Origin of the sequence: Nitrogeniibacter aestuarii (assembly GCF_017309585.1) — a bacterium.
Classification (GTDB): Bacteria; Pseudomonadota; Gammaproteobacteria; order Burkholderiales; family Rhodocyclaceae; genus Nitrogeniibacter; species Nitrogeniibacter aestuarii.
Window position 1 is genome coordinate 1,130,833 of sequence record NZ_CP071321.1, and the last position, 25,932, is coordinate 1,156,764.

24 protein-coding genes are annotated in these 25,932 nt (G+C 62.9%); 18 read left to right on the forward strand and 6 right to left on the reverse strand.

Translation table 11 applies throughout. The features are described from left to right. Nucleotides 1-36 precede the first annotated feature (36 nt). The 7 genes from J0W34_RS05260 (at nt 37) to J0W34_RS05290 (ending at nt 8,269) form a co-directional block, all read left to right on the forward strand. Entirely contained in the window at nt 37-1,788 is a 1,752-nt protein-coding gene (locus tag J0W34_RS05260) for a PQQ-dependent dehydrogenase, methanol/ethanol family (protein ID WP_227818329.1), read from the forward strand. Nucleotides 1,789-1,833: 45 nt separating this feature from the next. Further along, nucleotides 1,834-2,619, forward strand: coding sequence for a substrate-binding periplasmic protein (locus tag J0W34_RS05265; RefSeq protein WP_227818328.1), 786 nt, complete (start codon nt 1,834-1,836; stop codon nt 2,617-2,619). Between the two features lie 13 nt (nt 2,620-2,632). Next, complete coding sequence (locus J0W34_RS05270) at nt 2,633-3,094, forward strand: c-type cytochrome (protein WP_230970966.1); 462 nt, start codon at nt 2,633-2,635, stop codon at nt 3,092-3,094. A 31-nt stretch (nt 3,095-3,125) separates the two neighbouring features. Beyond that, nucleotides 3,126-4,001 carry an SMP-30/gluconolactonase/LRE family protein gene (locus tag J0W34_RS05275; RefSeq protein WP_230970967.1) on the forward strand — a complete coding sequence of 292 codons (876 nt, stop codon included), beginning with the start codon at nt 3,126-3,128 and terminating at the stop codon, nt 3,999-4,001. Nucleotides 4,002-4,353: 352 nt separating this feature from the next. Next, nucleotides 4,354-6,027, forward strand: coding sequence for a pyrroloquinoline quinone-dependent dehydrogenase (locus J0W34_RS05280; RefSeq protein WP_230970968.1), 1,674 nt, complete (start codon nt 4,354-4,356; stop codon nt 6,025-6,027). Between the two features lie 118 nt (nt 6,028-6,145). Beyond that, nucleotides 6,146-6,814 carry a c-type cytochrome gene (locus tag J0W34_RS05285; RefSeq protein WP_230970969.1) on the forward strand — a complete coding sequence of 223 codons (669 nt, stop codon included), beginning with the start codon at nt 6,146-6,148 and terminating at the stop codon, nt 6,812-6,814. Between the two features lie 486 nt (nt 6,815-7,300). Next, nucleotides 7,301-8,269 carry an IS110 family RNA-guided transposase gene (locus J0W34_RS05290; RefSeq protein WP_230970970.1) on the forward strand — a complete coding sequence of 323 codons (969 nt, stop codon included), beginning with the start codon at nt 7,301-7,303 and terminating at the stop codon, nt 8,267-8,269. 15 nt (nt 8,270-8,284) lie between these two features. Here the strand turns inward: J0W34_RS05290 and J0W34_RS05295 are convergent, their stop codons facing one another. Further along, nucleotides 8,285-9,955: an NACHT domain-containing protein gene (locus J0W34_RS05295; protein ID WP_230970971.1), complete on the reverse strand. Its 1,671-nt coding sequence runs from the start codon at nt 9,953-9,955 to the stop codon at nt 8,285-8,287. A 14-nt stretch (nt 9,956-9,969) separates the two neighbouring features. Next, nucleotides 9,970-10,389 carry an MAPEG family protein gene (locus tag J0W34_RS05300; RefSeq protein ID WP_227818269.1) on the reverse strand — a complete coding sequence of 140 codons (420 nt, stop codon included), beginning with the start codon at nt 10,387-10,389 and terminating at the stop codon, nt 9,970-9,972. 295 nt (nt 10,390-10,684) lie between these two features. Here J0W34_RS05300 and J0W34_RS05305 point away from each other — a divergent pair, with 295 nt between their 5' ends. Then, nucleotides 10,685-11,371: a PEP-CTERM sorting domain-containing protein gene (locus J0W34_RS05305; RefSeq protein ID WP_227818268.1), complete on the forward strand. Its 687-nt coding sequence runs from the start codon at nt 10,685-10,687 to the stop codon at nt 11,369-11,371. A 149-nt stretch (nt 11,372-11,520) separates the two neighbouring features. Here J0W34_RS05305 and J0W34_RS05310 read toward each other — a convergent pair whose 3' ends face one another. Then, nucleotides 11,521-11,898 (reverse strand): helix-turn-helix domain-containing protein, encoded by a 378-nt coding sequence (locus tag J0W34_RS05310; RefSeq protein ID WP_230970972.1) that lies wholly within the window; start codon nt 11,896-11,898, stop codon nt 11,521-11,523. 56 nt (nt 11,899-11,954) lie between these two features. Between J0W34_RS05310 and J0W34_RS05315 the strand changes: the two genes are divergently transcribed. Further along, nucleotides 11,955-12,623 (forward strand): hypothetical protein, encoded by a 669-nt coding sequence (locus J0W34_RS05315; protein WP_227818266.1) that lies wholly within the window; start codon nt 11,955-11,957, stop codon nt 12,621-12,623. A 142-nt stretch (nt 12,624-12,765) separates the two neighbouring features. On the opposite strand, the gene J0W34_RS05320 is transcribed toward J0W34_RS05315, so the two are convergent. Continuing rightward, nucleotides 12,766-14,823 carry a sigma-54-dependent Fis family transcriptional regulator gene (locus J0W34_RS05320; protein ID WP_230970973.1) on the reverse strand — a complete coding sequence of 686 codons (2,058 nt, stop codon included), beginning with the start codon at nt 14,821-14,823 and terminating at the stop codon, nt 12,766-12,768. A 365-nt stretch (nt 14,824-15,188) separates the two neighbouring features. On the opposite strand from J0W34_RS05320, the gene J0W34_RS05325 reads away from it, so the two are divergent. The 9 genes from J0W34_RS05325 (at nt 15,189) to lpdA (ending at nt 23,475) form a co-directional block, all read left to right on the forward strand. After that, the gene (locus J0W34_RS05325) at nt 15,189-16,271 is read left to right on the forward strand and encodes an ATP-NAD kinase family protein (RefSeq protein ID WP_227818264.1); all 1,083 of its coding nucleotides are present in this window, start codon (nt 15,189-15,191) and stop codon (nt 16,269-16,271) included. 18 nt (nt 16,272-16,289) lie between these two features. Continuing rightward, the gene (locus tag J0W34_RS05330; protein WP_321573685.1) at nt 16,290-17,264 is read left to right on the forward strand and encodes a thiamine pyrophosphate-dependent dehydrogenase E1 component subunit alpha; all 975 of its coding nucleotides are present in this window, start codon (nt 16,290-16,292) and stop codon (nt 17,262-17,264) included. A gap of 20 nt (nt 17,265-17,284) precedes the next feature. Continuing rightward, the gene (locus tag J0W34_RS05335) at nt 17,285-18,295 is read left to right on the forward strand and encodes an alpha-ketoacid dehydrogenase subunit beta (protein WP_227818263.1); all 1,011 of its coding nucleotides are present in this window, start codon (nt 17,285-17,287) and stop codon (nt 18,293-18,295) included. Then, nucleotides 18,295-19,407: an acetoin dehydrogenase dihydrolipoyllysine-residue acetyltransferase subunit gene (locus J0W34_RS05340; RefSeq protein WP_227818262.1), complete on the forward strand. Its 1,113-nt coding sequence runs from the start codon at nt 18,295-18,297 to the stop codon at nt 19,405-19,407. Before J0W34_RS05335 ends, J0W34_RS05340 begins: the two co-directional genes overlap by 1 nt. Nucleotides 19,408-19,462: 55 nt before the next feature. Continuing rightward, complete coding sequence (lipA, locus tag J0W34_RS05345) at nt 19,463-20,413, forward strand: lipoyl synthase (RefSeq protein WP_227818272.1); 951 nt, start codon at nt 19,463-19,465, stop codon at nt 20,411-20,413. Then, nucleotides 20,410-20,613, forward strand: coding sequence for a sulfur carrier protein ThiS (gene thiS / locus J0W34_RS05350; protein WP_227818261.1), 204 nt, complete (start codon nt 20,410-20,412; stop codon nt 20,611-20,613). The genes lipA and thiS overlap by 4 nt, the downstream gene beginning before the upstream one ends. Before the next feature lie 43 nt (nt 20,614-20,656). After that, the gene (locus J0W34_RS05355) at nt 20,657-21,124 is read left to right on the forward strand and encodes a DUF1097 domain-containing protein (RefSeq protein ID WP_227818260.1); all 468 of its coding nucleotides are present in this window, start codon (nt 20,657-20,659) and stop codon (nt 21,122-21,124) included. A gap of 34 nt (nt 21,125-21,158) precedes the next feature. Continuing rightward, nucleotides 21,159-21,947 (forward strand): thiazole synthase, encoded by a 789-nt coding sequence (locus tag J0W34_RS05360; RefSeq protein WP_321573686.1) that lies wholly within the window; start codon nt 21,159-21,161, stop codon nt 21,945-21,947. Nucleotides 21,948-22,032: 85 nt separating this feature from the next. Further along, nucleotides 22,033-23,475: a dihydrolipoyl dehydrogenase gene (gene lpdA, locus J0W34_RS05365; protein ID WP_227818259.1), complete on the forward strand. Its 1,443-nt coding sequence runs from the start codon at nt 22,033-22,035 to the stop codon at nt 23,473-23,475. A gap of 18 nt (nt 23,476-23,493) precedes the next feature. Here the strand turns inward: lpdA and J0W34_RS05370 are convergent, their stop codons facing one another. Continuing rightward, on the reverse strand, nt 23,494-24,507 hold the full coding sequence (locus tag J0W34_RS05370; protein WP_227818258.1) for an asparaginase domain-containing protein: 1,014 nt from the start codon (nt 24,505-24,507) through the stop codon (nt 23,494-23,496). Beyond that, entirely contained in the window at nt 24,507-25,907 is a 1,401-nt protein-coding gene (locus J0W34_RS05375; RefSeq protein ID WP_227818257.1) for an aspartate ammonia-lyase, read from the reverse strand. Before J0W34_RS05375 ends, J0W34_RS05370 begins: the two co-directional genes overlap by 1 nt. Between the last annotated feature and the right edge of the window lie 25 nt (nt 25,908-25,932).

Here is a 25,932-nt window from a genome sequence, read left to right on the forward strand (position 1 = left end):
CGGACGTGCCAACGATAAGAAACAGAGAGGAAGACCATGACCACACATGCATCAAGCCGCATGGCCGTGCCCAGGGCACTGGCCGCACTCACGCTGAGCCTGGGCGTCGCGTTGCCCGCCCTGGCTGAAGATCCTGAACCGCCCCTGGGCGTGAACGTGCTCGAGGCCAGCTTCAAATGGCGGCCCAATTACGTGTCGGAAGACATGCTGCTGCACGCCGACAAGGACGCCAACAACTGGCTGCATTACGGCAAGGACTATCAGGCCACGCGCTTCTCCCAACTGCGTCAGATCACCCAGGAAAACGTGGGCAAACTGGTGCCCAAGTGGAACCTGTCCTTCGGTGTGACCGACGCGCAGGACAGCCAGACCACCGTGGTCAATGGCCGCATCTACGTGACCGCCAGCCAGAACAAGGTGTTCTCCATCGACGGAGAAACCGGTCGCATCATCTGGAAATACGAGCATCCGCTGCCCGGTGACATCGGCCCGCGCCTGTGCTGCGAGGCGGTCAACCGCGGCGTCGCCGTGTTCAAGAACATGGTCTACATGGCCACGCTCGACTCGCATGTGGTGGCGCTCGACAACACCACCGGCCGCGTGGTGTGGGACGTGAAGCTGGGCGACTACACCACCGGCGAGATCTACACCTCCATGCCGCTGGTGGCCAACGGCAAGATCGTGGTCGGCAACTCGGGCAGTGACGTGGGCGCCAACGTGGGCAAGATCACCGCGCTCGATCCGGACACCGGCAAGATGATCTGGCAGCGCCACACCCGCCCCATCAGTGCGGACGACCCGGTTGCCAAGACCTGGAAGGACGGCTCATGGAAAACCGGCGGCGCCTCGGCCTGGCTGACCGGCAACTACGACCCCAAGACCAACACCATCTTCTGGGGCGTGGGCAACCCGACGCCGGACTTCGACCCGCGCGTGCGTGAGGGCGACAACCTCTACAGCAACTCCACCCTGGCGCTCGATGCCGACACCGGCGAGATCAAGCACCATTTCCAGTACACCCCGAACGGGGCCTGGGACTACGACGGCAACAACGAGACCATCCTCATCGACGACGAGAAGGGTCGCAAGGTGTGGCTGCATGCCGACCGTAACGGCCATCTGTACTCGATCAATCGCGACTCCTCCAAGTGCAACTGGGTGGTGCCCATCGCGCGGGTGAACTGGGTCACCGGCTTCAAGGACAACTGCCGCCCGGTGGTCAATCCGGACAAGGTGCCGGCCTACGACAAGGTGGTCACCGACATCGCCCCGATTCTCGATGGCGGCAAGGAATGGCACCCGGCGGCCTACAGCCCGCTCACCAAGCTGCTCTATGTGCCCTTCATCGACAGCTCCATGGACATCCAGGCCAAGCAGATGGAGTGGAAGTCGGGTGAGTGGTTCCTGGCCTCCAAGGTGCTCAAGGCCAATCCCTACACCGGCGGTGTGAAGGCCTTCAATGCCACCACCGGCGAGTTGGTGTGGACCCGGCCGCAAAGCACGCCGGCCACCAGTGGTCTGGTGAGCACGGCAGGCGGGCTGGTGTTCTCGGGCGATGCCGAAGGCTGGTTCTCGGCCCTGCGTGACGACACCGGCGAGACGCTGTGGCGCTTCAACGTGGGCACCGGCATCCATGGCAACCCGACCACCTACAACGTGCATGGCAAGCAGTACGTGGCCATCGTGTACGGCCCGGGCGGCGGCAGCCTGTGGCCGCTGGTGTACGGCGAGCTGTTCAAGCACCAGAACCGGGGCGGCGGCATGATTGTCTTCGCGCTGCCGGACTGAGCCTGACAGGCGCGCCCGCTGCGGCGGGCGCGCCGGGAGACCGTCATGAAGCACACACGTTTTTCAATCACGGCACTGGCGGCGCTCATGTCCATGCTGGTGAGTCTGCCCGTTCAGGCAGGCGCGCCGCTCAAGGTCTGCATGGCCGAGGACAATGCGCCGTTTTCGTCATCGGCGGGCGGCGGCATCGACCCGCTCGTGACCGCTGAACTCGGTCGCCGGCTCGATCGCCCGGTGCGCATTGAATGGGTGCAGATTCCCGCGCGCGGCGGGCTGGGCAAGGCGCTCAACCAGACTGTGCGCAAAGGCCGGTGTGAGGTGTTTGCCGGCGTGCCCACCGACGGGGAGGAGGGCGAGTCCCTCGCAGAGCGCCAACTGGTGGCCAGTGACACCTACCTGACCGTGGGCTATGTGCTGGTGCGCGCGCCGGGCAGCGGTATCTCCGGCCGGGCCGATCTGAAAGGCGCCCGTCTGGGCGCCGTGACCGCCACGCCGGCCGACCTCTTTCTGTTTCGCGAGCATCTGACCCGGCAACCCTATGGCAACAACGCCTCCTTGCTGCGCGCTGTGCAAACGGGCGATGTGGACGCCGCCATTGTCTGGGGGCCGGCGCTGGCCCGGCTGGTGGCAGATGGCAACACCTTGTGGCCCGGCGCCGTGGTGCCCGACACCCGCTTCGACGATGACATGCTCGCGCACCTGACGCTGGTGTTGCCGGCCGATCAGACCGAGCTGAAAAAAGACATTAACCAGGCCCTGGCCGCCATGCGTGCCGAGGGGGCCATCGCCCGTGCCGGTGCGCAATACGGCCTGCCATCGACCGGGCCTTGAACAGGACTACGCAATGAATCGAATTCACACCAAAGCTCACCTGAGCTACCGCCGCGCCGCCGCGCTGACATCGACCGTCCTGCTGATCGGCTGGGCCGGCGTCGTCGCTGCCTTCGGCGTCGGTGGTGCCGAAGGCGGTGCAGCGCCGTCGGCCGCTCAGACCCAGCAGGATGCGGCGGAGGGCGAGGCCCTGTTCGGTCGCATCTGCCAGCAGTGCCACAACACCCGTGGTCACGGCGGCAAGTGTCCGCAACTGGTGCGCGGCGCCTGGGCGCCGGGCGGAGCGAACTCCGATCAGCTCATGTTCGACACCATCGCCCACGGCCGGCCCAACACCCAGATGGGCGCCTTCGCCGGTATGCTCAGTGACGCGCAGATCTGGCAGATCGTGCGCTTTCTGAGAGAAGAATCCGTGCGCGTCCAGGCCGAAGACGCCAAGGCGCCCAAGAGCGCCGAAGAAGATCTTTGGTACTGATACCGCGCCCACCCAAAGGAGAAGACCGAATATGACACTCAAACCACTGGCCACGACCCTGGCGCTGATGTGCGCGACCCTGGCCGGGGCCGCGTCGGCCGCCCAGCCCCTGTGGCAGACCGACGCCGTCTTTCGCACCCCCGAATCCGTGCTGCCCGACACCCAGGGCGAGCGCCTGTTCGTGTCCAACATTGATGGTGCGCCCAACGACAAGGACGGCAACGGCTTCATCTCCCTGATGGGCAAAGACGGCCACGTTCAGCAACTCGAGTGGGTGACCGGCCTGAATGCCCCCAAAGGCATGGCCCTGGTCGGCCGGCGTCTGTTTGTCGCCGATGTGGATGTACTGGTGGTGGTCGACGCTGACAGCGGACAGGTCGTCGCACGCCATCCGGCCCAGGACGCCGTGTTCCTCAACGACGTGGCGGCCGACGCCCAGGGCCATGTCTATGTGACCGACATGCTGCTCAATCGCATCTACCGTTTTGACGGCAAGGCATTGTCCGTCTGGCTCGATTCAGCCGATCTGACCAATCCGAACGGCCTCGCCGTGAGCGGGGACACCCTGTACGTGGCTTGCTGGGGGGTGATGAATCCGGCCGACTTTTCCACCGAGGTACCGGGGCATGTGAAGACCGTTTCACTGACCACCAAGGCCTTGAGTGACTATGGCTCGGCAGCCCCGATCGGGAACCTGGACGGCATCGAGATGACTCCGGGCGGCCGGCTGCTGCTCACTGACTGGATGGCGGGGGGGCTGTTGAGTGTGGCGCCCGACGGGGCCGTGAGCAAGCTCGATGCCCTGGCGCCCGGCTCGGCGGACCTGGGCGTCTCCGCCGACGGCAAGACGGCCTACATCCCGATGATGAAGGACGGCACCGTCCGCGCGTTCTCCCTCGACGACTGAGCGTTCCGGCACAGTCGATCTCCTCGCAGGTTGCGGCGTCACCTTGGTCCGTGCCTGTCTTCATGCCCCGCGACATGTCGCGGGGCATTTTTCTTTGATGAAGCGCCCATGGCCTGCCGGCCGTGTCCGCCGCCGATGAGACAGATGTCGCTCGCGTCTCACCTCATGGAAACGGGTGAGACAGCTGATCAAGCAGTGGTGTTTTATAAGTTATTGATTTAAGTTGTATTTCCATCTGGCACGGAAGTCGCACTTAGGAGACGCGCGACACCGCCAACGCACCACGGGCTGGAGCGTCGCGGAACCAGACACCGCTCAATGGCGGCTGAAAAAACAACTCACGGAGACACTCATGATTTCAGCGCGAACTACCGTCGTCTGCAGCATGCTCGCCCTGGTGGGGGCCATGGCGACCACGCCGGCCCTGGCCGAATCCGGCCCGGGCTACGACGATCCGAACAACTGGCCGCAGTACCACCGCAGCTTCAACGCCTGGCGCTACAGTCCGCTCAAGGACATCACCACCGCCAACGTGAAGGACCTCAAGGTGGCGTGGATCCACCAGCCGGGTAACATCACCCACGGTCTGCAGGCCACCCCGATCGTGATCGACGGCGTGCTGTACTACATCTCGGCCTTCAACAACGTGTGGGCCGTCGATGCCGCCACCGGCAAGACCCTGTGGCATTACGAGCCCAAGCTGGCCCCGATCTCCAAGCAGGTGTTCTACGCGGCCGCCAGCCGGGGCGTGACCGTCGGTCGTGGCAAGGTCTATGTGGGCTCGCTGGACGGGCGCTTCATCGCGCTGGATCAGAAGACCGGCAAGGAACTGTGGTCCACCCAGCTCACCAACCAGAAGGAAGAATTCGGCGCACTGTTCTCCGCACCGCCCCAGCTGGCGGGCGACGTGCTTTTCGGTGGCACCACCGGCGGTGACCAGCCGATTCGCGGCAAGATCTACGCGGTCAATGCCGACACCGGTGAGCGCGTGTGGACCTTCGACATCCCGCAGGACGATCCGGAGAGCTTCCCGGGCGAGTCCTGGAAAGTGGGTGGCGGTTCCGCCTGGATGCCGGGCACCTACGATCCGCGCACCGACACCATCTACATCGGCACCTCGAACGCCGCGCCCGACTACTTCGCGCGCGACCGCAAGGGCGACAACAAGTGGACTGCCAGCCTGCTGGCCATCGACCCGAAGACCGGCAAGCTCAAGTGGGGCCGTCAGGAAATCCCGCATGACTCATGGGACTTCGACGCCGCCTACGAGGCCCTGCAGGTCAAGGACAAGGACGGCAAGGACGTGATTGTTCACCTGAACAAGAGCGGCTTCGTGTTCGTGATGGACAAGGACAACGGCGACCTGGAAAACGTCTGGCAGTTCGCCGAGCACATGAACTGGGTCAAGGGCATCGACCCCAAGACCGGCGCACTGATCGACCCGGTCTACCCGGAGCAGGGCAAGGTCAAACTCTTCTGCCCGAACCTGCTCGGCGCACGTAGCTGGAACCACGGCGCCTACAACCCGGGCACCGGCCTGTGGTACTCCCACGCCATGGAAGTGTGTAACGAGGTGTCCTCGGCTCCGGACGATCCCGACAGCCTCAAGGCCATCTCGGCCCTGTCGCTCGGCATCGAATCCATCAAGCTGGTGCCGCCTCCGGGTGACAAGCCCCATGGCCGCCTCGACGCCCGTGACCCGATCACCGGCAAGCGCGTATGGTCCATCCGCTACGACATGCCGCCGCTCTCCAGCGTGCTCACCACCGCCGGTGGCCTGGTCTTCACTGGCGACATGGAAGGCAACATCTACAGCTACGATGCCAAGGACGGTAAGGAACTGTGGAAGTTCAGCGCCGGCTCCGGCCTGCGTGGCGGCCCGGTCAGCTACAAGGCCGGCGGCAAGCAGTACATCGTGATCCCGACTGGTCTCGGCTCGCATGCGCCGGGCTTCCTCGCGGGTGCCTATCCGCAGATCAAGGATCTGCCGGGCGGGGCGGCGCTCATCGCCTTCACCCTGCCGTAACGACCTCCTGTCGGCGGGGCGCATGGCCCCGTCGTATTGCCCCGCGGGCGTACTCATCGACGCCCCGGGGATTTTTGTATCACCACGCGGGAGACCCGACCCGCAGGGAGTTGAAAACATGAGTCGAGTCGAGAAATCTATTCCCCAACGGATTCAACACGTGCTGCTGGCATTTGCCGGCATCGCGCTGAGCGCATCGGCCTTTGCGGTCGCGCCCCCGGCCAAGGACAAAACGGCCGACACCACCGCCGGGCAGCATCGCTTCGAAAAGCTGTGCGTCACCTGTCATGGCCCGTCCGGTGATGGTGCCCCCGGTCGCGCACCCAAGCTGCAAGGGCGTACCGATCTGACCAAAGCGGCCATTCACGATCGCATCGTCACCGGCAAGCACGGCGAGCACCCCATGCCGCCCTGGGGCACGGTGCTGGATGAAAAAGCCATCGGTGAGCTGGTCGCCTACGTGAGCTGGCTGGGCACGCAGCAAGGCAAGGTCGAACACGCCGGCCTGGCCCCCTTCGACCTGAAAGACCCGGAACGCATCGAAGCCGGCCACAAACGCTTCAACAAGACCTGCGCAGGCTACTGCCACGGCTACGAAGGCGTCGGCGGCCGCGCACCCGATTTCAAAGGGCGGGATGACCTCACCGCCGAAGACATGTACCAGACCATCTACCACGGCCGTGAAGGTGCCGACGTGATGCCGCCGTGGGGCGGAGCGCTGTCGGACGAGATCATCTGGGAACTGGTGGCGTACCTGCAGTATCTGGGGACGCAGCCGGCGGAGTGAGTATCGCGACGGAATGAAAGCGGGCGGCTTTGGCCGCCCGTTATTGTTTGCTGGATTCGAATTCTGGTGAGGTGCGTAGGGTGCGTTAGGCGAAGCCGTAACGCACCGAACGGGGGGGGAATAAACAAACGCCGCCCGAGGTCGAGCGGCGTTTGAGAAGGCGCACTGCGGGACCGGGGCGGATTTTCGATAGGTAATTGAGTCCCGAGTTGAGGCGCCCAATGGTGCGTTACGGCGGACGCCTAACGCACCCTTGTATTGTTTTCCCAGACCTCTTGTCAGCCTATTCTTCGGAATTGCGGTCATCAGGTCGGGTCGGGGGATCCCCCGACCCGAGTGGCTGGATGCCGAACGCACCCTTGGGAACGAACCCGTAGCGTAGATCCAAGCAGCAGCCGCTCACCCTCACCAACAGATCGGACAGTATCTTTGGCCCGGCATGGCCGGCAGCCCGGATGAACAAGGTGGATCAAGGGAGGAATCGGGATGGACACGGTTGTACTTGGTATCGATGTCTCAAAGAGCAAGCTGGACTGCGTGTTGCTCTATTCGCAAGGCAAGACGCGCCACAAGGTTGTTGGCAATAGCGTTGAGGGGCTTGCCATGCTTGAGCAGTGGCTCGACAAGCACGAAGTGGAGATGCTGCACGTGTGCATGGAAGCGACGGGCATCTATTGGGAGCTGGCGGCCGAAACGATGGCCAAACGCTCAGACTGCGTTGTCAGCGTCGTCAATCCTGCTCAGATCAAGGCCTTCGGTGCATCGCGTCTGGTTCGCACCAAGACCGATAAGGCCGACGCAGCGTTGATTGCCCGGTTCTGTACGGAGCGCCGTCCTGAGGCCTGGCAGCCACCAAGTGCTCAGGAGCAGGCTCTGCGCGCGATGGTGCTTCGGCTCGATGCCTTGCACGGCATGCGCACGCAGGAGAGCAATCGACTTGAGAGCGCTCGGGAAGCCGTTCGCGCAGGAATCGAAGAGCATCTGACGTGGCTGGACGAGCAGATCGCCCGGCTGGAGCGACAAATCCGCGATCACATCGATAGCGACCCTGATATGCGTGACAAGCGACAACTGCTCGAATCAATCCCTGGAGTCGGGGAGCGAACCGTCGCTGTGCTGCTGGCCTTCTATGCGCACCCCGAACGCTTCGGCAAAGCCCGCAAGGCCGTTGCTTTCGCAGGACTCGACCCACGACAGCACGAATCCGGTTCGAGCGTGCGAGGCCGAACGCATCTGTCGAAGATCGGTGATGTGTTGGTGCGCAAAGCGCACTACATGCCCGCCATGGTCGCTGCTTACAAAACCCGCTGGGGCGGCCTGTTCCGTCTAAGACTCGCCAGTGCGGGGAAGCATCCCAAACTCATCATCGGCGCAATGATGAGGAAGCTACTGCAGGTCGCCTTCGGCGTTCTCAAATCAGGAAAACCATTCGATCCGGCCCTTCATGGGGCTTGATTCGGATAACAGTATCTACAGAGTCCGCCTTGCGCGCGTTGATTGTTTGTACGAGTTTGCGATAGTTCGATTGGTAGGTCTGTATGAGGTTCCTTCTGATCTTTTTGAATGCTTTATCAAAATTCTTCTTAAGTACGCTGGAATGTCCATGTCCGACCCAAATGCGGAGATGTCAATTTCGTTAAGTTGATCCGAAAATTCTGAAAGCAGACTAAGTATCTCTTTTTCATCCATAAACTCTCGGCTTGTTTCTGTTGTTGCTCTCTGTCCATTGGGCTCGATGTGGTTTTCGTAACTGAATAATTCCTCTTTTAGGCGTAGGTTTACCTTTTCAGTGTTGGCTTCCAAGAGCTGTTTGATAAAATCAGTTGGATATATCTTTCTATTTTCATCTATCGATGCTACTTCAAGAATAAAGTGAACTACTAAGAATTCCTGAATGCTGTAGTGCGAAAAACGATAATCACCGTCTGAGTTTCGATTGAGTAGCGACCTCCCGGTGATGTCGAGTCTGGTTAATTTCTCGATTTCGCCAAAGCTTTCCGTTAGCTCATCTAGCTCCGGAGGAGATATTTTTACTTTCTTCTTGGCTTGCATCTCAAACGCGAGTCGAGCGCAGACGAGAAATAACGTTTCTGATTTTATTCCGGTTTTAGCTTCCTCTCGAATAAGCCAATTCTTAACAAGAGAGTAGTACAGAGAGTATTCTGACCAAACTTTAAGTTTCTCGTCAGCTTCGACAAGTTCGCCGATGAACGACAACAACATTGGACGGCACCTAAGAGATCCCATTCTCGAGACTATTTGCTTGGCTTTGGATCGGCGCGCCTTGTTTTTGTCGTATATAAAAGATTTTGGAAATCTATTTTCTAGGTATCTGTCGACTTGATAGTCGTCGAAGACGGATAAGTATTTGGATGGGCAGACAAATGGGCCTATTTTTATTCTTCCTAGTGCCTCAAGAGGGTCTGACTCGTGTTCGGGGAAGAATTGTGTTCGGCATGTGATTATTACCTTGCTAAAAGTTTTTGTGGCTTCGAGTATTTCTAGTAGCCTCTCGTGTGTTCTGCCGTACGCAGTAATGTCCTCATCAAGTGAGTCAAGGAGTAATAAAGTTTTTCTTCTGTTTTCAATTGCAGAAATTCTATTTATTGTGTCTTCGCCAAGCTTTTCGAGGTGGCAAGAATAGCCTTTAGGCCAAAATGGAGAGAGATGTAGAAGCTTTATCATAACGAGCGATGATGTTTTTCCCATCCCTGCGTCAGATAGTATGAATAATTGATTGTTTCCTTGTTGGAAGCTTTTTGCTTTTAAAAATTCCTCAATCTTTCTAAAAAGAGGTTGTTTTGAAATGAAAAAATCTTCATCGTGACGGTCGGCTGGATTGACTTCTTGGCAGCAGGGCTCGACGTAAACTTCTGCCAGCTCTAGTGGGTCGCTAAATAGAATTACGTTGTTTATTGAATTCAGCTCGCTATGTCTTTTTTTTCGGATGCGGCCAATATGCGCCCAGAGAGACTTAAGCCATTTGTCTCCCAAATCAAGAGGGATTATTTCAGTAAGCATTCGATTTGAGGCCTTTTGTGCAGGTTTTTTTTTGGTGCTGAAATGACATTGCTGTAATGTGTTGAAGTATTTTCTTGGAAAGAATTTTATATTTTTTATTTTGAATTGTGGTTTAAGCATTTAGTCATGCAAACCTATCTCATCAATACCACACCACCGATCCCCGCGAAGCAAACCAGCTGCGCCAGAAACAGCAAAAATCTGAGCAACACAACCCGGTTCGTCTGCACCATCGACACATGAACCAGTGACTGCAGCACCCGCGCGACCACCGCGATGACCGACAACGTATCAACCGTATGCGTGATCGAATTCGTGGCATACGCACCAAACACCACTGCGATAAACACCGGCAGGTTTTCCACACAGTTGGCATGAGCGCGCATGGCGCGTTTGTAGAAGTCGCTGCCGCGAACGTCGTCGGCCTTGTAGTCGGTGAGTTGTGCCTTGCCTCTGAAGATGTTTCCCCAGCGGTAGATGCCCACGGTCATGACAAGCAGGAGCAGGGTCCAGAGGGCGAAGAGTACGACCATGATGATGGCGATTGGCGTCATGGCGATTCCGTTTTGCGCGGTTCAAGTATCTGAGGGTGTTGCGCTGTGTGGCGTATCTCTCACAGGGCCAGAAGATGCGGCACCGGGTCGATGTTATGGTGCCTCGACCCGACAGGCGATGCAATGCCCCATGGCTAGTGGGCTCAGGGCATCAGAATGCTTCTTATAGCCGTTTGGCAATGGCTATCGATCAGCAAACCGGAATCATTACGCCGGAATAAGTCGCAACGTGCGTGTGTTCATGCAGATGTTCGCCAGGAGCGAACTCCGATCCATGAATGAGCAGGAGCGCAAGATGCTTTCGATCCGACATATCGCCCTCGCACTGGGCACTATCCTTACTCTGGGCGCGGGTGCCGCGCAGGCAAATGGCGCGGTGGTGGACGCCTATGGTGATTTTCTTCCCACGTTCACGGGCCCGGCCAATGGTGATCTGGACGTGATTGCGGCAGCCGGTTTCTACGACGGGGCGGCGCAAAACTTCACCTTCAGCACGATCCTGGCCGACACGGTCGGCACCACCCCGGGGGCGCTGTATGTGTGGGGCATCGACCGGGGCCTGGGCACCGAGCGCTTTGTGACCGGCACGCCGTCCATCGGCGCGGGGGTGAGCTTCGACTCGGTACTGCTGGTCCGGCTGGATGGCACCGGCGTGTTCAACGATTTCATCCAGGGGGTCGTCACGCCGCTCGATCCGTCGATGATTCACCTGAGCAGTGTCACCGTCTCGGTGGAGGCGTTGCCCCTGAGCCTGTTTGCGCCCAATGCCGCGGGATTCGTTGCCCCCGACCAATACACCTGGAACCTGTGGCCGCGTGTGGGGCTGGGCAGCAACAGCCAGATCTCGGACTTCGCCCCCGATGCGAGCAACCTGGCATTCCAGGTCACCGCGGTGCCAGAGCCGGAGAGTTGGGCGCTGTTTCTTTCCGGCCTTGCCGTGACCGGGTTCGTGGCGAGACAGCGCGCTCGCGAGGCCCGCTGATCCGGCGGATGCCGGGTGTCGCGTCGGGCAGGGCAAAGTCACTTGGCCGCAAAATACTCACCAGTGAAATGCGCCCCTGGAGTCTGGTTCTCCAACAAAAAAAAGGGGCGGCACATGCCGCCCCTTTTTTCTTTGCTGGCCTGAGCCGCTTACCAACCGTCCCTCCGGTTCGGCGGCACGATCTGCAGCTTGTCCAGCTTGCGATAGAAGGTCGCCCGCGACATGCCAAGTTCCTCGGCGGACTTCTTCACCTGCCACTGGTTGCGGCGCAGGGTTTCGATCATCTGGGCGCGCAAGGTGGCTTCGGCGTCGGTCTTGGAGACCGGCGTGCGTGGTGCCGGGGGGGCGCGGCCGGTCGTGCTATGGCGGGCATCTGCAGGGGCGTGCGGTCCATGGGCGGCATGTTGGGGGGCGTCATGCAGTCCGAGGCGCCGGAGAAGATCTCCGGCGGGAAGTGCTCGGGACGCAGGGCGTTGCCGTCGGCGATTAAACAGGCGTAGTGCAGTTAGCAGATATTGCCAGGCCATCCTGCTTTTGCTTGATGGAGTATGACAAAGGGTTCAGTCCATGGAGTACAATGAGAATGTCAAAAAAATACCCAAAAGGAATTTCGATGAGGTTTTTGTTCGCTTGTGCATTGGCGCTGACGGTTTCGGGTCCGTCTCAAGCGTTGACCCTGAATTTCTCCGACCTTGAGCAGGCCGGTGATTCTTACGTGCTCATGAATCACTACGAATCGTCGGGTTTCAAAATTGAGCACCCAAATCCTCTATATCCAGAGGATCCAGATCTCTTCGGAACGTGGGGTAGCTCGCATCCAGAATACGACGCGTCGGCAGCGCTCTTTAATAACTACGGAGGGGAGACCTCGCGGATATCCGCCACAAATGGAGGTACATTCGGGTTGGTCTCGATGGAGTTTGACTTGCTCTTTTACGAAGACTACTTCGATCCCAATGGCTTCCCTCTTTTGATCGAAGTCAGGGGGTTTGATGCTTCTGGGGTTGAGCTTGCAAGGCAAGAGGTTGTCCTCGAAAGTGACGGCTGGTCAGCGGTTAATTTTTCCGATGCGTTTCGCAGCATCGCTTACGCTGAATGGATCCAAGCTTATCCGCCAGAACAGACATACGGCTTCCAAATCAAGCCCTTTCAGTTCGATAACGTGGTCTTGTCTCCGGTGCCCGAAGCTAACATTGCCACCATGCTGATTGCCGGTTGCTGTCTTCTCACGGCTGTCGGCAGGAGACGGTAGATCAAGGGCGGCTAGCCAAGCCTTGGGCGATGGGTGGTCGGTAGCGCGCGTTGGGCTGCGATACCGTTACATTGACGAGTCGTTCTGTCGGGAAAAAGGGGCGGCACATGCCGCCCCTTTTTTCTTTGCTGGCCTGAGCCGCTTACCAACCATCTCTTCGATTCGGCGGCACGATCTGCAGCTTGTCCAGCTTGCGATAGAAGGTCGCCCGCGACATACCCAGTTCTTCGGCGGACTTCTTCACCTGCCACTGGTTGCGGCGCAGGGTTTCGATCATCTGGGCGCGCAGGGTGGCTTCGGCGTCGGTCATGGAGACCGGCGTGCGTGGTGCCGAGGGCGCGGCCGGTCGTGCCATGGCGGGCATCTGCAGGGGTGTGCGGTCCATGGGCGGCATGTTGGGGGGCGTCATGCAGTCCGAGGCGGCGGAGAAGATCTCCGGCGGGAAGTGCTCGGGGCGTAGGGCGTTGCCGTCGGCGATGGCACAGGCGTAGCGCATGGCGTGGCGCAGCTGGCGGATGTTGCCCGGCCATTCGTACTGCTCCAGCGCGCGGCGCACTTCGCTGTCCAGCTCCTGCCCCTCGCGTCCCATGGCGGCCGATTCGTCGCGCAGGACCTTGTCGATGACCTGGCCGATGTCGGTGCGCTCGCGCAGGGGCGGGAGCATGAAGACGGCAGCGTTGAGGCGGTAGTAAAGGTCCTCGCGGAAGCGGCCTTCGCGCACCAGCTCGGGCAGGTTCTGGTGAGTGGCGCAGATGATGTGCAGGTTCACCGGGATGGGGGTCTCGGCGCCCAGAGGCAGCACTTCGCCTTCGGCCAGCACGCGCAGCAAGCGGCACTGCAGCTGCAGCGGCATGTCGCCGATTTCGTCCAGGAAGAGGGTGCCGCCGTCGGCCTGCAGGATCTTGCCGCGGGCGCCCTTGTTGCGCGCGCCAGTGAAGGCGCCGTCCCGGTAGCCGAACAGTTCGCTCTCGATCAGGTTTTCCGGAATGGCCGCGCAGTTGAGGGCCACGAAGGGTTTGTCGCGCCGCTCGGAGTAGTCGTGGATGGCGCGGGAGAAGGCTTCCTTGCCGGTGCCGGTTTCGCCCAGCAGCATGGCGGGGATGTCGCGGTTGGCAATCTTGAGGGCGCGCTCCACGTTGTCGCGCAGGCGCACGTCTTCGATGGCCAGGTGGCTGAAGCCGCGCAGGTGTTCTTTCGGTTCGCGTTTGGCCAGTTCCTGCCGCACCATTTCCGGTTCGGGGCGGATGGAGGTGCGCTTGCGCAGCGCCGGGGAATGCAGGTTGGCGAACAGGCGCTCACCCGAGCCCTGGATGCGCAGCGGGAAGGCCTGACCCGGACGACCGTGGGCGGTGGCAAGGATGTCGTGGGCGGTGCACTCGAACAGGTCGTGAATGAACTCCGGGGGCGTGCCGTCGCGGGTGAACAGCTCGAGCTTGGCGCGCCGGTTGCCGCCCATGATGCGTCCGTTCTCGTCGAAACCGATGAGGTAGTCGGTCTGCACGCTCAGGTATTCGGCCAGGCGACCACACTGCAGCACCCAGTAGGGGCGCAGGGTGTAATAGGCAAAGGCATTCTCGATCTGTTGCGCCCGCTCGATCACCATGCGGAACACCAGCGCCTGACTGTCGCGGCCGGTGGGGGAGTGCAGCGCCGAGGCGTCGAGGATGGCGATGGGCGAGTCCTCCATGCCGAAGATGGGGGCCGAGCTGCAGGTGAAGGCGATGTTGTGGGTGCGGAAGTGTTCGTCCCGGTGCACCAGGGTGGGCTGGCCGTCGATCAGGCTGGTGCCCACGCCGCAGGTGCCCTCGGTATCTTCCGACCAGCAGGTGCCGGGGCGAAAGCCCTGTTCGCGGAATTCCTTTTCCAGACTCGGCACGGTGCGGTAGTCGAGGGTGATGCCGGCGCCGTCGGTCATGAGTACACAGTAGTTGGCGGGCAGCACCTGGGCGTGCAGGCGGTCGATGCCTTCACGGGAGATGCGCATGAAGGCTTCCAGGCGGTCGCGGTGCTCGCGCAATTCCTGCGAGGTGACGATACGGGGCGTATTGACTCGTGCCGGATCGACCTGGTGGGTGTTGAGCGAACGCTGCCAGGAGCGCATGAGCCGCTGTGAGCTGGCGTCGGGGCCGAGCTGTGTCTTGCGCTCGACGACTTCCAGCACCTTGCCGACATGTCTTGCGACTGTCTGTGGTGATTGCATTTTGTCTCCTCCGTTCCGGTCTTGTTGCGCCGGATATCTCGAGTAGCACCGATCTCTCGGGGAGCGGTGCGGAGCATCTTTGACCCCGAGTCAAGACTAAGAGTGTGTTTACACGAACGCAATAGGTACACGTGTCTCATTTGGCTGAGACAGCTGTGGCCGGACACACGGTCACTGACGCACCTGTCTTCGAGCGATGCGCCGGTTTTGCATGCCCGTAGCGGGTTGTGGCTGATCTGTGCGTCTGTTTCAAGTGGCTGAAAATAAAGCGATTAGCGAAGTTTTAGCGGTGGATTTCGGTTTGGGGGGGGTGTTCCGGCACGACTCCTGCGCTAGGGCTGAGGACTCAATCCACAGGATGCCTCGTGCCCCACATCGCTCAACCTGCCATCACTGTCGGCATCATCGCCAACCCGGCTTCCGGGCGCGACATTCGCCGGCTGACCGCCAAGGCCTCGGTGTTCCCGACCGCCGAGAAGGCGAACATGGTCCAGCGCGTTCTGGGTCCGCTCGGTCGGCTCGGCGTTGATCGCGTGCTCATGATGCCGGACAAGACCGGTATCGCTGCCGGGGTGATCCGCGCCCTGCGCACCCACCACGCCACCCATCTGCCGCCCTGGCCGCAGGTGGACTTTCTCGACATGCCGATCACCGAAACGCAGGAAGACACGGTGGTGGCGGCGCGCATGCTGGTCGAGGCCGGCGCACAGCTGGTGGTGGTGCTCGGCGGTGACGGCACCCATCGGCTGGTGGCCGCTGCCGCGCCCGAGCTGCCCATGGCAACGCTCTCGAGCGGCACCAATAACGTGTTCCCCGATCTTCGCGAAGCGACGGTGACCGGACTGGCGGCGGCCATGTATCTGACCGGGCGCGTGTCGCGAGAAAAAGCGCTCAAACCGAACAAGCGGCTGGTGGTGCGCTATGGCGAGCGTGAAGAGATCGCGCTGGTGGACCTGTGCGTGACCCGTCACCAGCACATTGGCGCTCGCGCCGTGTGGGAGGCCGACACCATCACCGAGCTGTTCGTCACCTTTGCCGAGGCGGACGCCATCGGCCTGTCGGCCATCGCGGCGGCAGTGGCTACCGTGCCGCGCGAGGGCGATCAGGGCTTGCGGGTGGTCTGCGGGCCGACGGGGCAGCCAGTCCTGGCGCCCATCGCCCCCGGGGTGCTGGCCGAGCTGGGCGTGACCCGCGCCGAGGCGCTGGTGCCCGGCACCGAATATCGCATCGAGCCCCTGATGGGCAGCGTGGCCCTCGATGGCGAGCGCGAGATCGAGCTCGATGGCCGCACGCCGGCCTTTGTGCGCATCGACACCCGCGGGCCGCTCACGCTGGACGTGCCGGCAACCCTGGCCGCGGCCCGGGAGGCATCGATGCCTTCATCCATTTTCCAAGTTGCAGCGTCGCCCGATTCGCGGCGGCTCGCATCCGGTCGATCCGACCAATAACCCAAGAAGGAGACAATCGTGACCAGCACGCTCAATCGTGAAGGCCTGCTCGAGGCCTACCGGACGATGCGCACCATCCGCGAATTCGAGGAACGGGTGCACAACGACTTTGCCACCGGCGAGATCCCGGGCTTCGTTCACCTGTATGCCGGCGAAGAGGCTTCGGCCACCGGCGTCATGGCCCACCTGAACGGCGACGACTACATCGCCAGTACCCATCGCGGCCATGGCCATTGCATTGCCAAGGGCGTCGATCCGGTCGGCATGATGGCCGAGATCTGGGGCAAGGCCACCGGCACCTGCAAGGGCAAGGGCGGCTCCATGCACATTGCCGATCTGGAAGTGGGCATGCTCGGCGCCAACGGCATCGTCGGTGGCGGCGGCCCGCTCATCTGCGGCACCGCGCTGGCCTCCAAACTGCGTGGCGACAGGACCGTGGGTGTGTGCTTCTTCGGTGACGGCGCTTCCAACCAGGGCACCATCTTCGAGGCCATGAACCTGGCCACGGTGTGGAATCTGCCGGCCATCTTCGTGGCCGAGAACAATGGTTACGCCGAGGCCACGTCCTCCACCTTCTCCGTGGCGGTGGACAACATCGCTGACCGCGCCTCCGCCTTCGGCATGCCTGGCGTGATCGTCGACGGCTTCGATTTCTTCGCCGTGCATGAAGCGGCAGGCGAGGCCATCGAGCGCGCCCGCAATGGTGGCGGCCCGACCCTGCTGGAAGTGAAGCTGTCGCGCTACTACGGCCACTTCGAGGGTGACCAGCAGACCTATCGCGCGCCCGGCGAGGTGCAGAAGCTGCGCGAAACCAAGGACTGCCTGATGCAGTTCCGCAAGCGCGTGACCGCCAACGGTGAAATCACCAACGAACAGCTCGATGCCATCGACGCCGAGGTGCTGAAGATGATCGACGACTCGGTGATCAAGGCCAAGTCGGATCCCAAGCCTGATGCATCCCAACTGATGACCGACGTGTACGTGAGCTACTAACAGAATCCGAGGAGACGACAATGGCAAGAAAGATCAGTTACCAGCAGGCCATCAACGAGGCACTGGATCAGGAAATGAGCCGCGATCAGACCGTGATCGTGATGGGTGAGGACAATGCCGGCGGCGCCGGATCGCCGGGCGAGGAAGACTCCTGGGGCGGTGTGCTGGGCGTGACCAAGGGGCTGTTCCACAAGCACCCGGGCCGCGTGCTCGACACCCCGATCTCGGAGTCGGGCTTCATTGGTGCCGCGGTGGGCGCCGCCTGCAACGGCATGCGTCCGGTGGCCGAACTCATGTTCGTGGATTTTCTCGGCGTGTGTTTCGACCAGATCTTCAACCAGGCGGCCAAATTCAAGTACATGTTCGGTGGCAAGGCGGAAACGCCGGTGGTGATCCGTACCATGTACGGTGCGGGCTTCCGCGCAGCGGCCCAGCACTCCCAGTGCCTGTACAACATCTTCACCCACATCCCGGGTCTGAAGGTGGTGGTGCCGTCCAACCCGTATGACGCCAAGGGCCTGCTGATCCAGTCGATCCGCGACAACGACCCGGTCATCTTCATGGAGCACAAGGTGCTCTACACCATGGAAGGCGACGTGCCCGAAGAGAGCTACGCCATCCCCTTCGGTGAAGCCAACGTGCTGCGCGAAGGTAACGACGTGACCATCGTGGCCATCGGCCGCATGGTGAATCTGGCCATGGAAGCGGCCGGCAACCTGCAGAAGCAGGGCATCCAGTGCGAAGTGATCGACCCGCGCACCACCTCGCCGCTGGACGAGGACACCATCCTCGAGAGCGTCGAGAACACCGGTCGTCTGGTGGTCGTCGATGAGTCCAACCCCCGTTGCAGCATGGCCAGCGACATCGCCGGCATTGTTGCCCAGAAGGCCTTCGGTGCCCTGAAGGCGCCGATCGAGCAAGTGACCGCGCCCCACGTACCGGTGCCGTTCAGCGACGCGCTGGAAGACATCTACGTGCCGAGTGTGGCCCAGATCGAAGCGGCCGCCAAGCGAGTCAAGGAGTACAAGTAATGTCTGCAATCCACACCCTCACCATGCCGAAATGGGGCCTTTCCATGAAAGAAGGGAAGGTCAACGGCTGGCTGAAGGACATCGGCGATGAGATCAGTCTGGGCGAGGAAATCGTCGAGATCGAATCGGAAAAGATCGCCGGTGCGCTCGAAGCCGGTGTGACCGGCGTGCTGCGCCGCCAGAGCGCCAACGAGGAAGACGTGCTGCCCGTGGGCGGACTGCTGGGCATCGTCACCGAAGGTGATGTGTCCGACGCCGACATCGACGCTGCCGTGGCCGAGTTCAACGCCAACTTCGTGCCGCCGTCCGACGATGAGGAGGACGACGGCCCCGCCACTCAGAACATCGAGATCGGCGGGCGTCGCATCCGTTACCTCAAGCGTGGCGACGGCGGCGAGCCGATGATCCTGATCCATGGTTTTGGCGGCGACCTCAACAACTGGCTGTTCAACCATGAGCCCCTGTCGGCCGAGCGCGAGGTCTATGCCCTCGATCTGCCGGGGCATGGTGCGTCGGTCAAGGAGGTGGGCGACGGCAGTCTCGACACCCTGGCGGCCACGGTCATCGGTTTCATGGATGAACTGGGCATCGGCGCGGCGCATCTGGTGGGGCACTCCATGGGCGGCGCGGTGTCGCTCTCGGTGGCCGACAAGGCACCGGAGAAGGTGCGCTCGCTCACCCTCATCTGCAGTGCCGGTCTGGGCGACGAGATCAACGGCGAGTACATCGACGGTTTCGTGGGTGCGGCGGATCGTCGCTCGCTCAAGCCGCTGCTCAAGGAGCTGTTCTCGGACGAGAGCCTGGTCACCCGCCAGCTGGTGGACGACATGCTCAAGTACAAGCGCCTCGAGGGTGTGGATGCGTCCCTGTCGGCCATCGCGGCCTCGGCCTTCAAGGGCGGCAAGCAGCAGACCGTCCTGCGTGGCGTGATCGAGCGGCTGGACAAACCGGTGCTGGTGATCTGGGGTCAGAACGACCGGATCATCCCGTCCGCACATGCCCCGGCGGCAGGTGGCAAGGTGCAGACCGAGGTGCTCGAAGGGCAGGGCCACATGGTCCAGATGGAGTCGGCGAACGACGTCAATCGAATCATCGAGCGATTCCTCGCTTAAGCCTTGCGGCGGCCATCCGGATGGGTGGCCGCCGGTTTTTCCGGAGTGACCCATGATGACAGAGCCAAAACCCGTGGGCCTGCGCGGGGGGGACAAGCTCGCCCGTATCCCGGTGAAGGTGGACAGCGAGCGCGCTTCGCCACCTAAACCGGCCTGGTTGCGCGCCCGTGACCCGGGGCTGCCCGCCGTGGCGCGCCTGCAAGGCATTCTGCGCGAGCATGAGCTGCACACCGTGTGCGAAGAGGCTGCCTGCCCCAACATTGGCGAGTGCTTCAGCAACGGCACCGCCACTTTCATGATTCTGGGGGGCATCTGCACGCGGCGCTGCCCCTATTGCGATGTGGCCCACGGTCGCCCGGCGGCTCCGGACGCCGACGAGCCCGAACACCTGGCCCGCGCCATTGCCGCCATGGGATTGCGCTATGTGGTGATCACCTCGGTGGACCGTGACGACCTGCGCGATGGCGGCGCGGACCATTTCGCCCAATGCATTCGCGCCGCACGCGAGGCGCACCCGGGCATCCGCATCGAGGTGCTGACACCGGATTTTCGCGGCCGTGAAGCGGTGGCGATGGACATCCTCGCCGCCACGCCGCCGGACGTGTTCAACCACAACATCGAGACCGTGCCGCGGTTGTACCGTGCCGCGCGCCCCGGGGGCGACTATCTCGGCTCGCTGGCTCTGCTGCAAGCGGCCAAGGCCGCCATGCCCGGTGTGCCCACCAAGTCGGGCCTGATGCTCGGGCTGGGTGAATCCGATGCCGAAGTGATTGCCGTGATGGCCGACCTGCGTGACCACGGCTGCGACATTCTAACCCTGGGGCAGTACCTGCGCCCCTCGAAAGACCATCTGCCGGTGGACCGCTATGTGACACCCGCCGCCTTCGACCGCCTGCGTGAGCACGCGGTGGGCCTCGGTTTTGCCGAAGTCGCTGCCGGCCCGCTGGTGCGCTCGAGCTACCGCGCCGATCAGGTGGCTGCCGCTGCGGGGGTGAAGCACGCATGAACCGAATCGAAATCAACGCACGCCCGACCGACATCCCGACCGGCTGGCGCGTGTCCGATCTGATTGAAGACCTGGGCTACACCGGCAAGCGCATCGCCGTGGAGATCAATGGCGAGATCGTCGTGCGCGGGGCCCACGAGGCCACCGTGCTGCGCGATGGCGACCGGGTCGAGATCGTGATTGCCGTGGGCGGCGGCTAGAGCACACACCGCCCAACCACCACACCAAAACAAGGAGACACCCATGAAACTGCTGCACGCACTTGGACTGAGCATTGCCCTGCTGGTCGCCCTGTGGGTCTATGTGAGCATCGGCATGCCGAATCTCGGCTTCTATCCCTGGATCGGCTTTGTGGCCTGGGCCGCGTTCTACGCGGCGGGCGGCGGGCGCGACGGGGTGTTCAAGCCGCTCGCGGCCGCCACGGTCGCCATCTTGCTGACCGCTGTCACCATGTATGCCGTGGGTGTCGCGGGTGGCGGCCTGGGCGCCATGATCGGGCTGGTCGCCATCCTGGCTTTCGTGCTGGTGGTGCTCTCGGACGTGGCGGTGCTGTCGTATACCCCTGCGGCCTTCCTGGGGGCGGCCACCTACTTCGGCTCGGGGGGCAAGGTCGACGAGAGCATTCTCTTCGTGATCCTCTCGTGGATTGCCGGTCTGGTGCTCGGCTACGCCAGCGAGGCGCTGGGCAAGAAGATGGCCAAGCCGGCCTGAGGACTGCTTCATGAACAAGCCCAAGGACTTCCCCATGGATATGCTGCAACTGGGCTCGCACATCGTGAGCTCCCGCCTGCTGGTGGGCACCGGCAAGTATCGCGACTTCGACGAGACCCGCGCCGCCATCGACGCCAGCGGGGCGCAAGTGGTCACCGTGGCCATTCGCCGCACCAACATCGGGCAGGACCCCAACGCACCGAGCCTGCTCGATGCGCTCCCGCCCGACGAGTTCGTGATGCTGCCCAACTCCGCCGGCTGCTTCACCGCCGACGATGCGGTGCGCACGCTCAGGCTCGCCCGCGAGCTGCTTGACGGGCACAACCTGGTCAAGCTGGAAGTGCTGGGGGACCAGGAAACCCTGTTCCCCAACATGCCCGAAACGCTCAAGGCGGCCGAGACGCTGGTCAAGGACGGCTTCGAGGTGATGGTCTATTGCTCGGATGACCCCATCCAGGCACGCATGCTCGAAGACATGGGCTGCGTGGCCATCATGCCCCTGGCCAGCCTGATCGGCTCGGGGATGGGCATTCTCAATCCGTGGAACCTGGGCATCATCATCGACCGCAGCCGCGTGCCGGTGATCGTCGATGCGGGTGTGGGCACGGCCTCGGATGCCGCCATCGCCATGGAGCTGGGCTGCGACGGGGTGCTCATGAACACCGCCATTGCCGCCGCCAACGATCCGGTGCGCATGGCCGGCGCCATGCGTTCGGCCGTGCAGGCCGGGCGCGACGCCTTCCTCGCCGGGCGCATGCCCAAACGCCTCTACGCGGGCAGCCCCAGCTCGCCCGTGGGCGGCGTGATCGGCGCCAGCAAGTAATTCAACCTATTGAAGTGCCCGCCCGGACCGGAAACGGTCCGTGGCGGCGCTCGTCCGAACACATCACACTCAAGGAGAACAGGGCATGAGCACAAGCACGCCCCTCGAATGCGACATGCTGGTCCTCGGGGCCGGCCCCGGCGGCTATTCGGCCGCGTTCCGGTCAGCCGATCTGGGCATGAAGACCATCCTCGTCGAGCGCTACGGCACCCTCGGCGGCGTGTGCCTGAACGTGGGCTGCATTCCCTCCAAGGCCTTGCTGCATGTGGCCAGCGTGATGGAAGAGGTGGCCTCTTTCGAAGACCTCGGCGTCGAATACGACGAGCCGAACATCGACGTGAGCCGTCTGCTGGCCCACAAGAACAAGGTGGTCGGCAAACTCACCGGCGGGCTGGCGGCCATGGCGCAGATGCGCAAGGTGACCGTAGTGCGCGGCAGCGGCAGGTTCGCCGATGCGCACACGCTGTCCGTCGCGCTGACCACCGGGCCGGGGCAGGCCGCCACGGGCGAGACGCAGCAGATTCGCTTCAAGCAATGCATCATCGCGGCGGGCAGTTCGGCGGTGCATCTGCCCTTCCTGCCCGAGGACGCGCGCATCGTCGATTCCACCGGCGCGCTGGAACTGCGTCAGGTGCCGAAGAAGATGCTGGTGATCGGCGGCGGCATCATCGGGCTGGAGATGGCCACGGTGTACTCCGCGCTCGGCGCCCGGGTGGATGTGGTCGAGATGCAGGACACGCTGATGCAGGGGCCGGACCGGGATCTGGTGCGGGTGTGGGAGAAGCAGAACAAGCATCGCTTCGACCGCATCATGACCGGTACGCGCACCACCGCCGTGCATGCCCGCGACGACGGGCTGCATGTGAGCTTCGAGGGCAAGAAGGCGCCGGCCGAGCCGCAGCGCTACGACCTCATCCTGCAATCGGCCGGCCGCAAGCCGAACGGACTCGCCATTGGCGCTGACCAGGCCGGCGTGACCGTGAGCGAGCAGGGCTTCATCTCGGTGGATGCCCACATGCGCACCAACGTGCCGCACATCTTCGCCATCGGCGACATCGTCGGCCAGCCCATGCTCGCCCACAAGGCGGTGCATGAGGCCCATGTGGCCGCCGAAGTGGCGGCGGGGCACGATCGCCGCTTCGATGCCTCGGTGATTCCGAGCGTGGCCTACACGCATCCGGAAGTGGCCTGGGTGGGCATGACCGAAACCCAGGCCAAGGCCGAGGGCAGGGCGGTGAGCGCCGCCAAGTTTCCCTGGGCCGCCAGCGGCCGGGCCATCGCCAATGGCGCCGACTACGGCATGACCAAGCTCATCTTTGACGAGACCACGCATCAGTGCATCGGCGGCGCCATGGTCGGCCCCAGCGCGGGCGACATGATCGGCGAGGTGGTGCTGGCCATCGAGATGGGGGCCAAGGCTCAGGACATCGGGCGCAGTATTCACCCGCACCCGACACTGGGCGAATCCATCGGCATGGCGGCCGAGGTGTTCGAGGGCGTGTGTACCGATCTGCCGGCCGCGCGCTGAGCGCGGTGGCCAGGTGAATCAGCCCGGGCGCATCTCGCCGCACAACGGTTGGCGGAGGTGCACGCGCACCTGCGCGGGCGTGTGCGCGACGGCCAGCAGGTAGTGCAGCTTGGCGAAGGCGGCCTCGGGCGTGAGGTCGGCGCCGTCGATCACGCCCAGACGGGAGAGTGCCGCGCCGCTGGCGTAGGTGTCCTGCGCCACGCGGCCCTGCCAGCACTGGGTCAGGTTCAGCACGACCAGCTCGCGCTCGGCGGCGCGCTCCAGCGCGGCCGATAGCGTCGGATCGTCGCTGGGCAGGTTGCCCACGCCGTAGCTGAGCAGAATCAGCCCGCGCACGGCCGGGTCCGCCGACAGGGCGTCGATGCGGCGTCCGCTCAGGCCCGGGTGCACGGTCAGCAGTTCGACCGTGTCCGTCGAGAGTGGCGGGTTGCGAAAATCCCGCGCTGGCGGCGAGAGCAGGGCACGCTCATCGACCTGAAGGTCGATGCCGATGCGGGCCAGAGCCGGCGCGTTGGGCGAATCGAAGGCGTCGAAATCGCTGCTCGCACGCTTGCGACAGCGGTTGCCACGCATGAGCGTGCGCCCGAAGCACACCGCCACCTCGCGGATCTCGCGCCGGGCGGCGAACTGCAGCGCCGCGTGCACGTTGCCCAGGGCGTCGCTGCGTGCCTGCAACCAGGGAATCTGCGCCCCGGTGAGAATCACCGGCTTGTCCGCGCCCATCAGCAGGAAGGACAGGGCGGAGGCGGTCCACGCCAGGGTGTCGGTGCCGTGCAGGACCACGAAGCCGTCATACGCGTCCCATTGCGCGATGAGCGGGGCGGCAATCGCCGACCAGTCGCCCGGGCGCAATTGCGCGCTGTCGATAGGGTGCTCGAGCGACTGCACATCGAAATGCGGGAGACGATGAGCATCTTCAGCGAGCGCGGCATGCAGCCGCTCGGCGAACCCGTCCATCGGACGCAGCCCGTCGGGCGAGGGCGCCATCCCGATGGTGCCCCCCGCGTAGAGGACGAGAACCCGCGATGCCATCAGGCCGCCGTCCTTGGCGCGAGCATCGAGCTCGGGCTCAGCAGGGCGTCGAGTTGCCCGTGGTCGAGCAGGCCCTCGGCCACCACCAGCTCACGCACGGTGCTGCCGCTCATGAGCGCGGTCGAGGCAATGCGCGTGGCGTTGCCGTAACCGATATGCGGCACCAGCGCGGTGATCACGCCGATGCTGGTGTCCACGTGGCGCTGGCATTGCTCGCGATTGGCGCGGATGCCCCGGATGCAGCGGGTTTCGAGCATATGGCAGGCGGAGGCCAGCATCTGGGTGGCGTTGAGCAGGTTGTAGACGATGAGCGGCTCCATGGCGTTGAGCTGGAGCTGACCGGCCTCGGCCGCCAGCGTGACCGCCAGATCGGCGCCGATCACCTGATAGGCCACCTGATTGACCGCTTCGGGGATCACCGGATTGACCTTGCCGGGCATGATCGACGAGCCCGGCTGCATCGGCGGCAGAAAGATTTCGCCCAGGCCGGTGCGCGGGCCGCTCGAGAGCAGGCGCAGGTCGTTGGCGACCTTGGAGAGCTTGACCGCGAGGCGCTTGAGAATGCCCGAATAGAGCACGAAGGCCCCCATGTCGGAGGTCGCCTCGACCAGATTGGCGGCCGGGACGATGGGTTTGCCCGAAATGTCGGCCAGGTGACGCACCGCGAGTTTCGCGTACTGCGGGTGGGTATTGATACCCGTGCCGATCGCCGTGCCGCCGAGGTTGACCTCGCACAGCAGCAGGCACACCTCGCGGATACGGTCGATGTCCTCCCCCAGATTGACCGCGAAGGCATCGAACTCCTGCCCCAGGGTCATGGGCACGGCGTCCTGCAACTGGGTCCGGCCCATCTTGAGCACGTCGGCAAATTCCAGCCCCTTGGCTTCGAGGGCACGCTTGAGGCTGGCGATGGCGTCCATGAGCGGTTCGGCCGCGAACTGCAGGCCCACGCAGACCGCCGTGGGATAGGCGTCATTGGTGGACTGGGACTTGTTCACATCATCGTTGGGGTGCAGGTGGGCGTAGTCGCCCTTGGCATGGCCGAGCTTCTCCAGCGCCAGATTGGCGATCACCTCGTTGGCGTTCATGTTGGTGGAGGTGCCGGCGCCACCCTGGATCAGGTCAACCACAAAGGCCTCGTGAAGACGGCCACCGATGATGTCGTCGCAGGCGGCGAGAATGGCTTTCGCCTTTTCGGGCGCCAGCAGGCCCAGATCCCGGTTGGCCCGGGCTGCCGCGGCCTTGACCATGGCCAGGGCCTTGACGAAGTGCGGGAAATGACTGATCGGCACACCGGTGATGGCAAAGTTGTCCAGTGCGCGCTGGGTCTGGATGCCGTACCAGGCATCGGCCGGAATGGCCATGTCGCCGAGCAGATCGTGTTCGATGCGGGTGTTCATGAGAAGGCTTCCGTTGGGGTTGGGG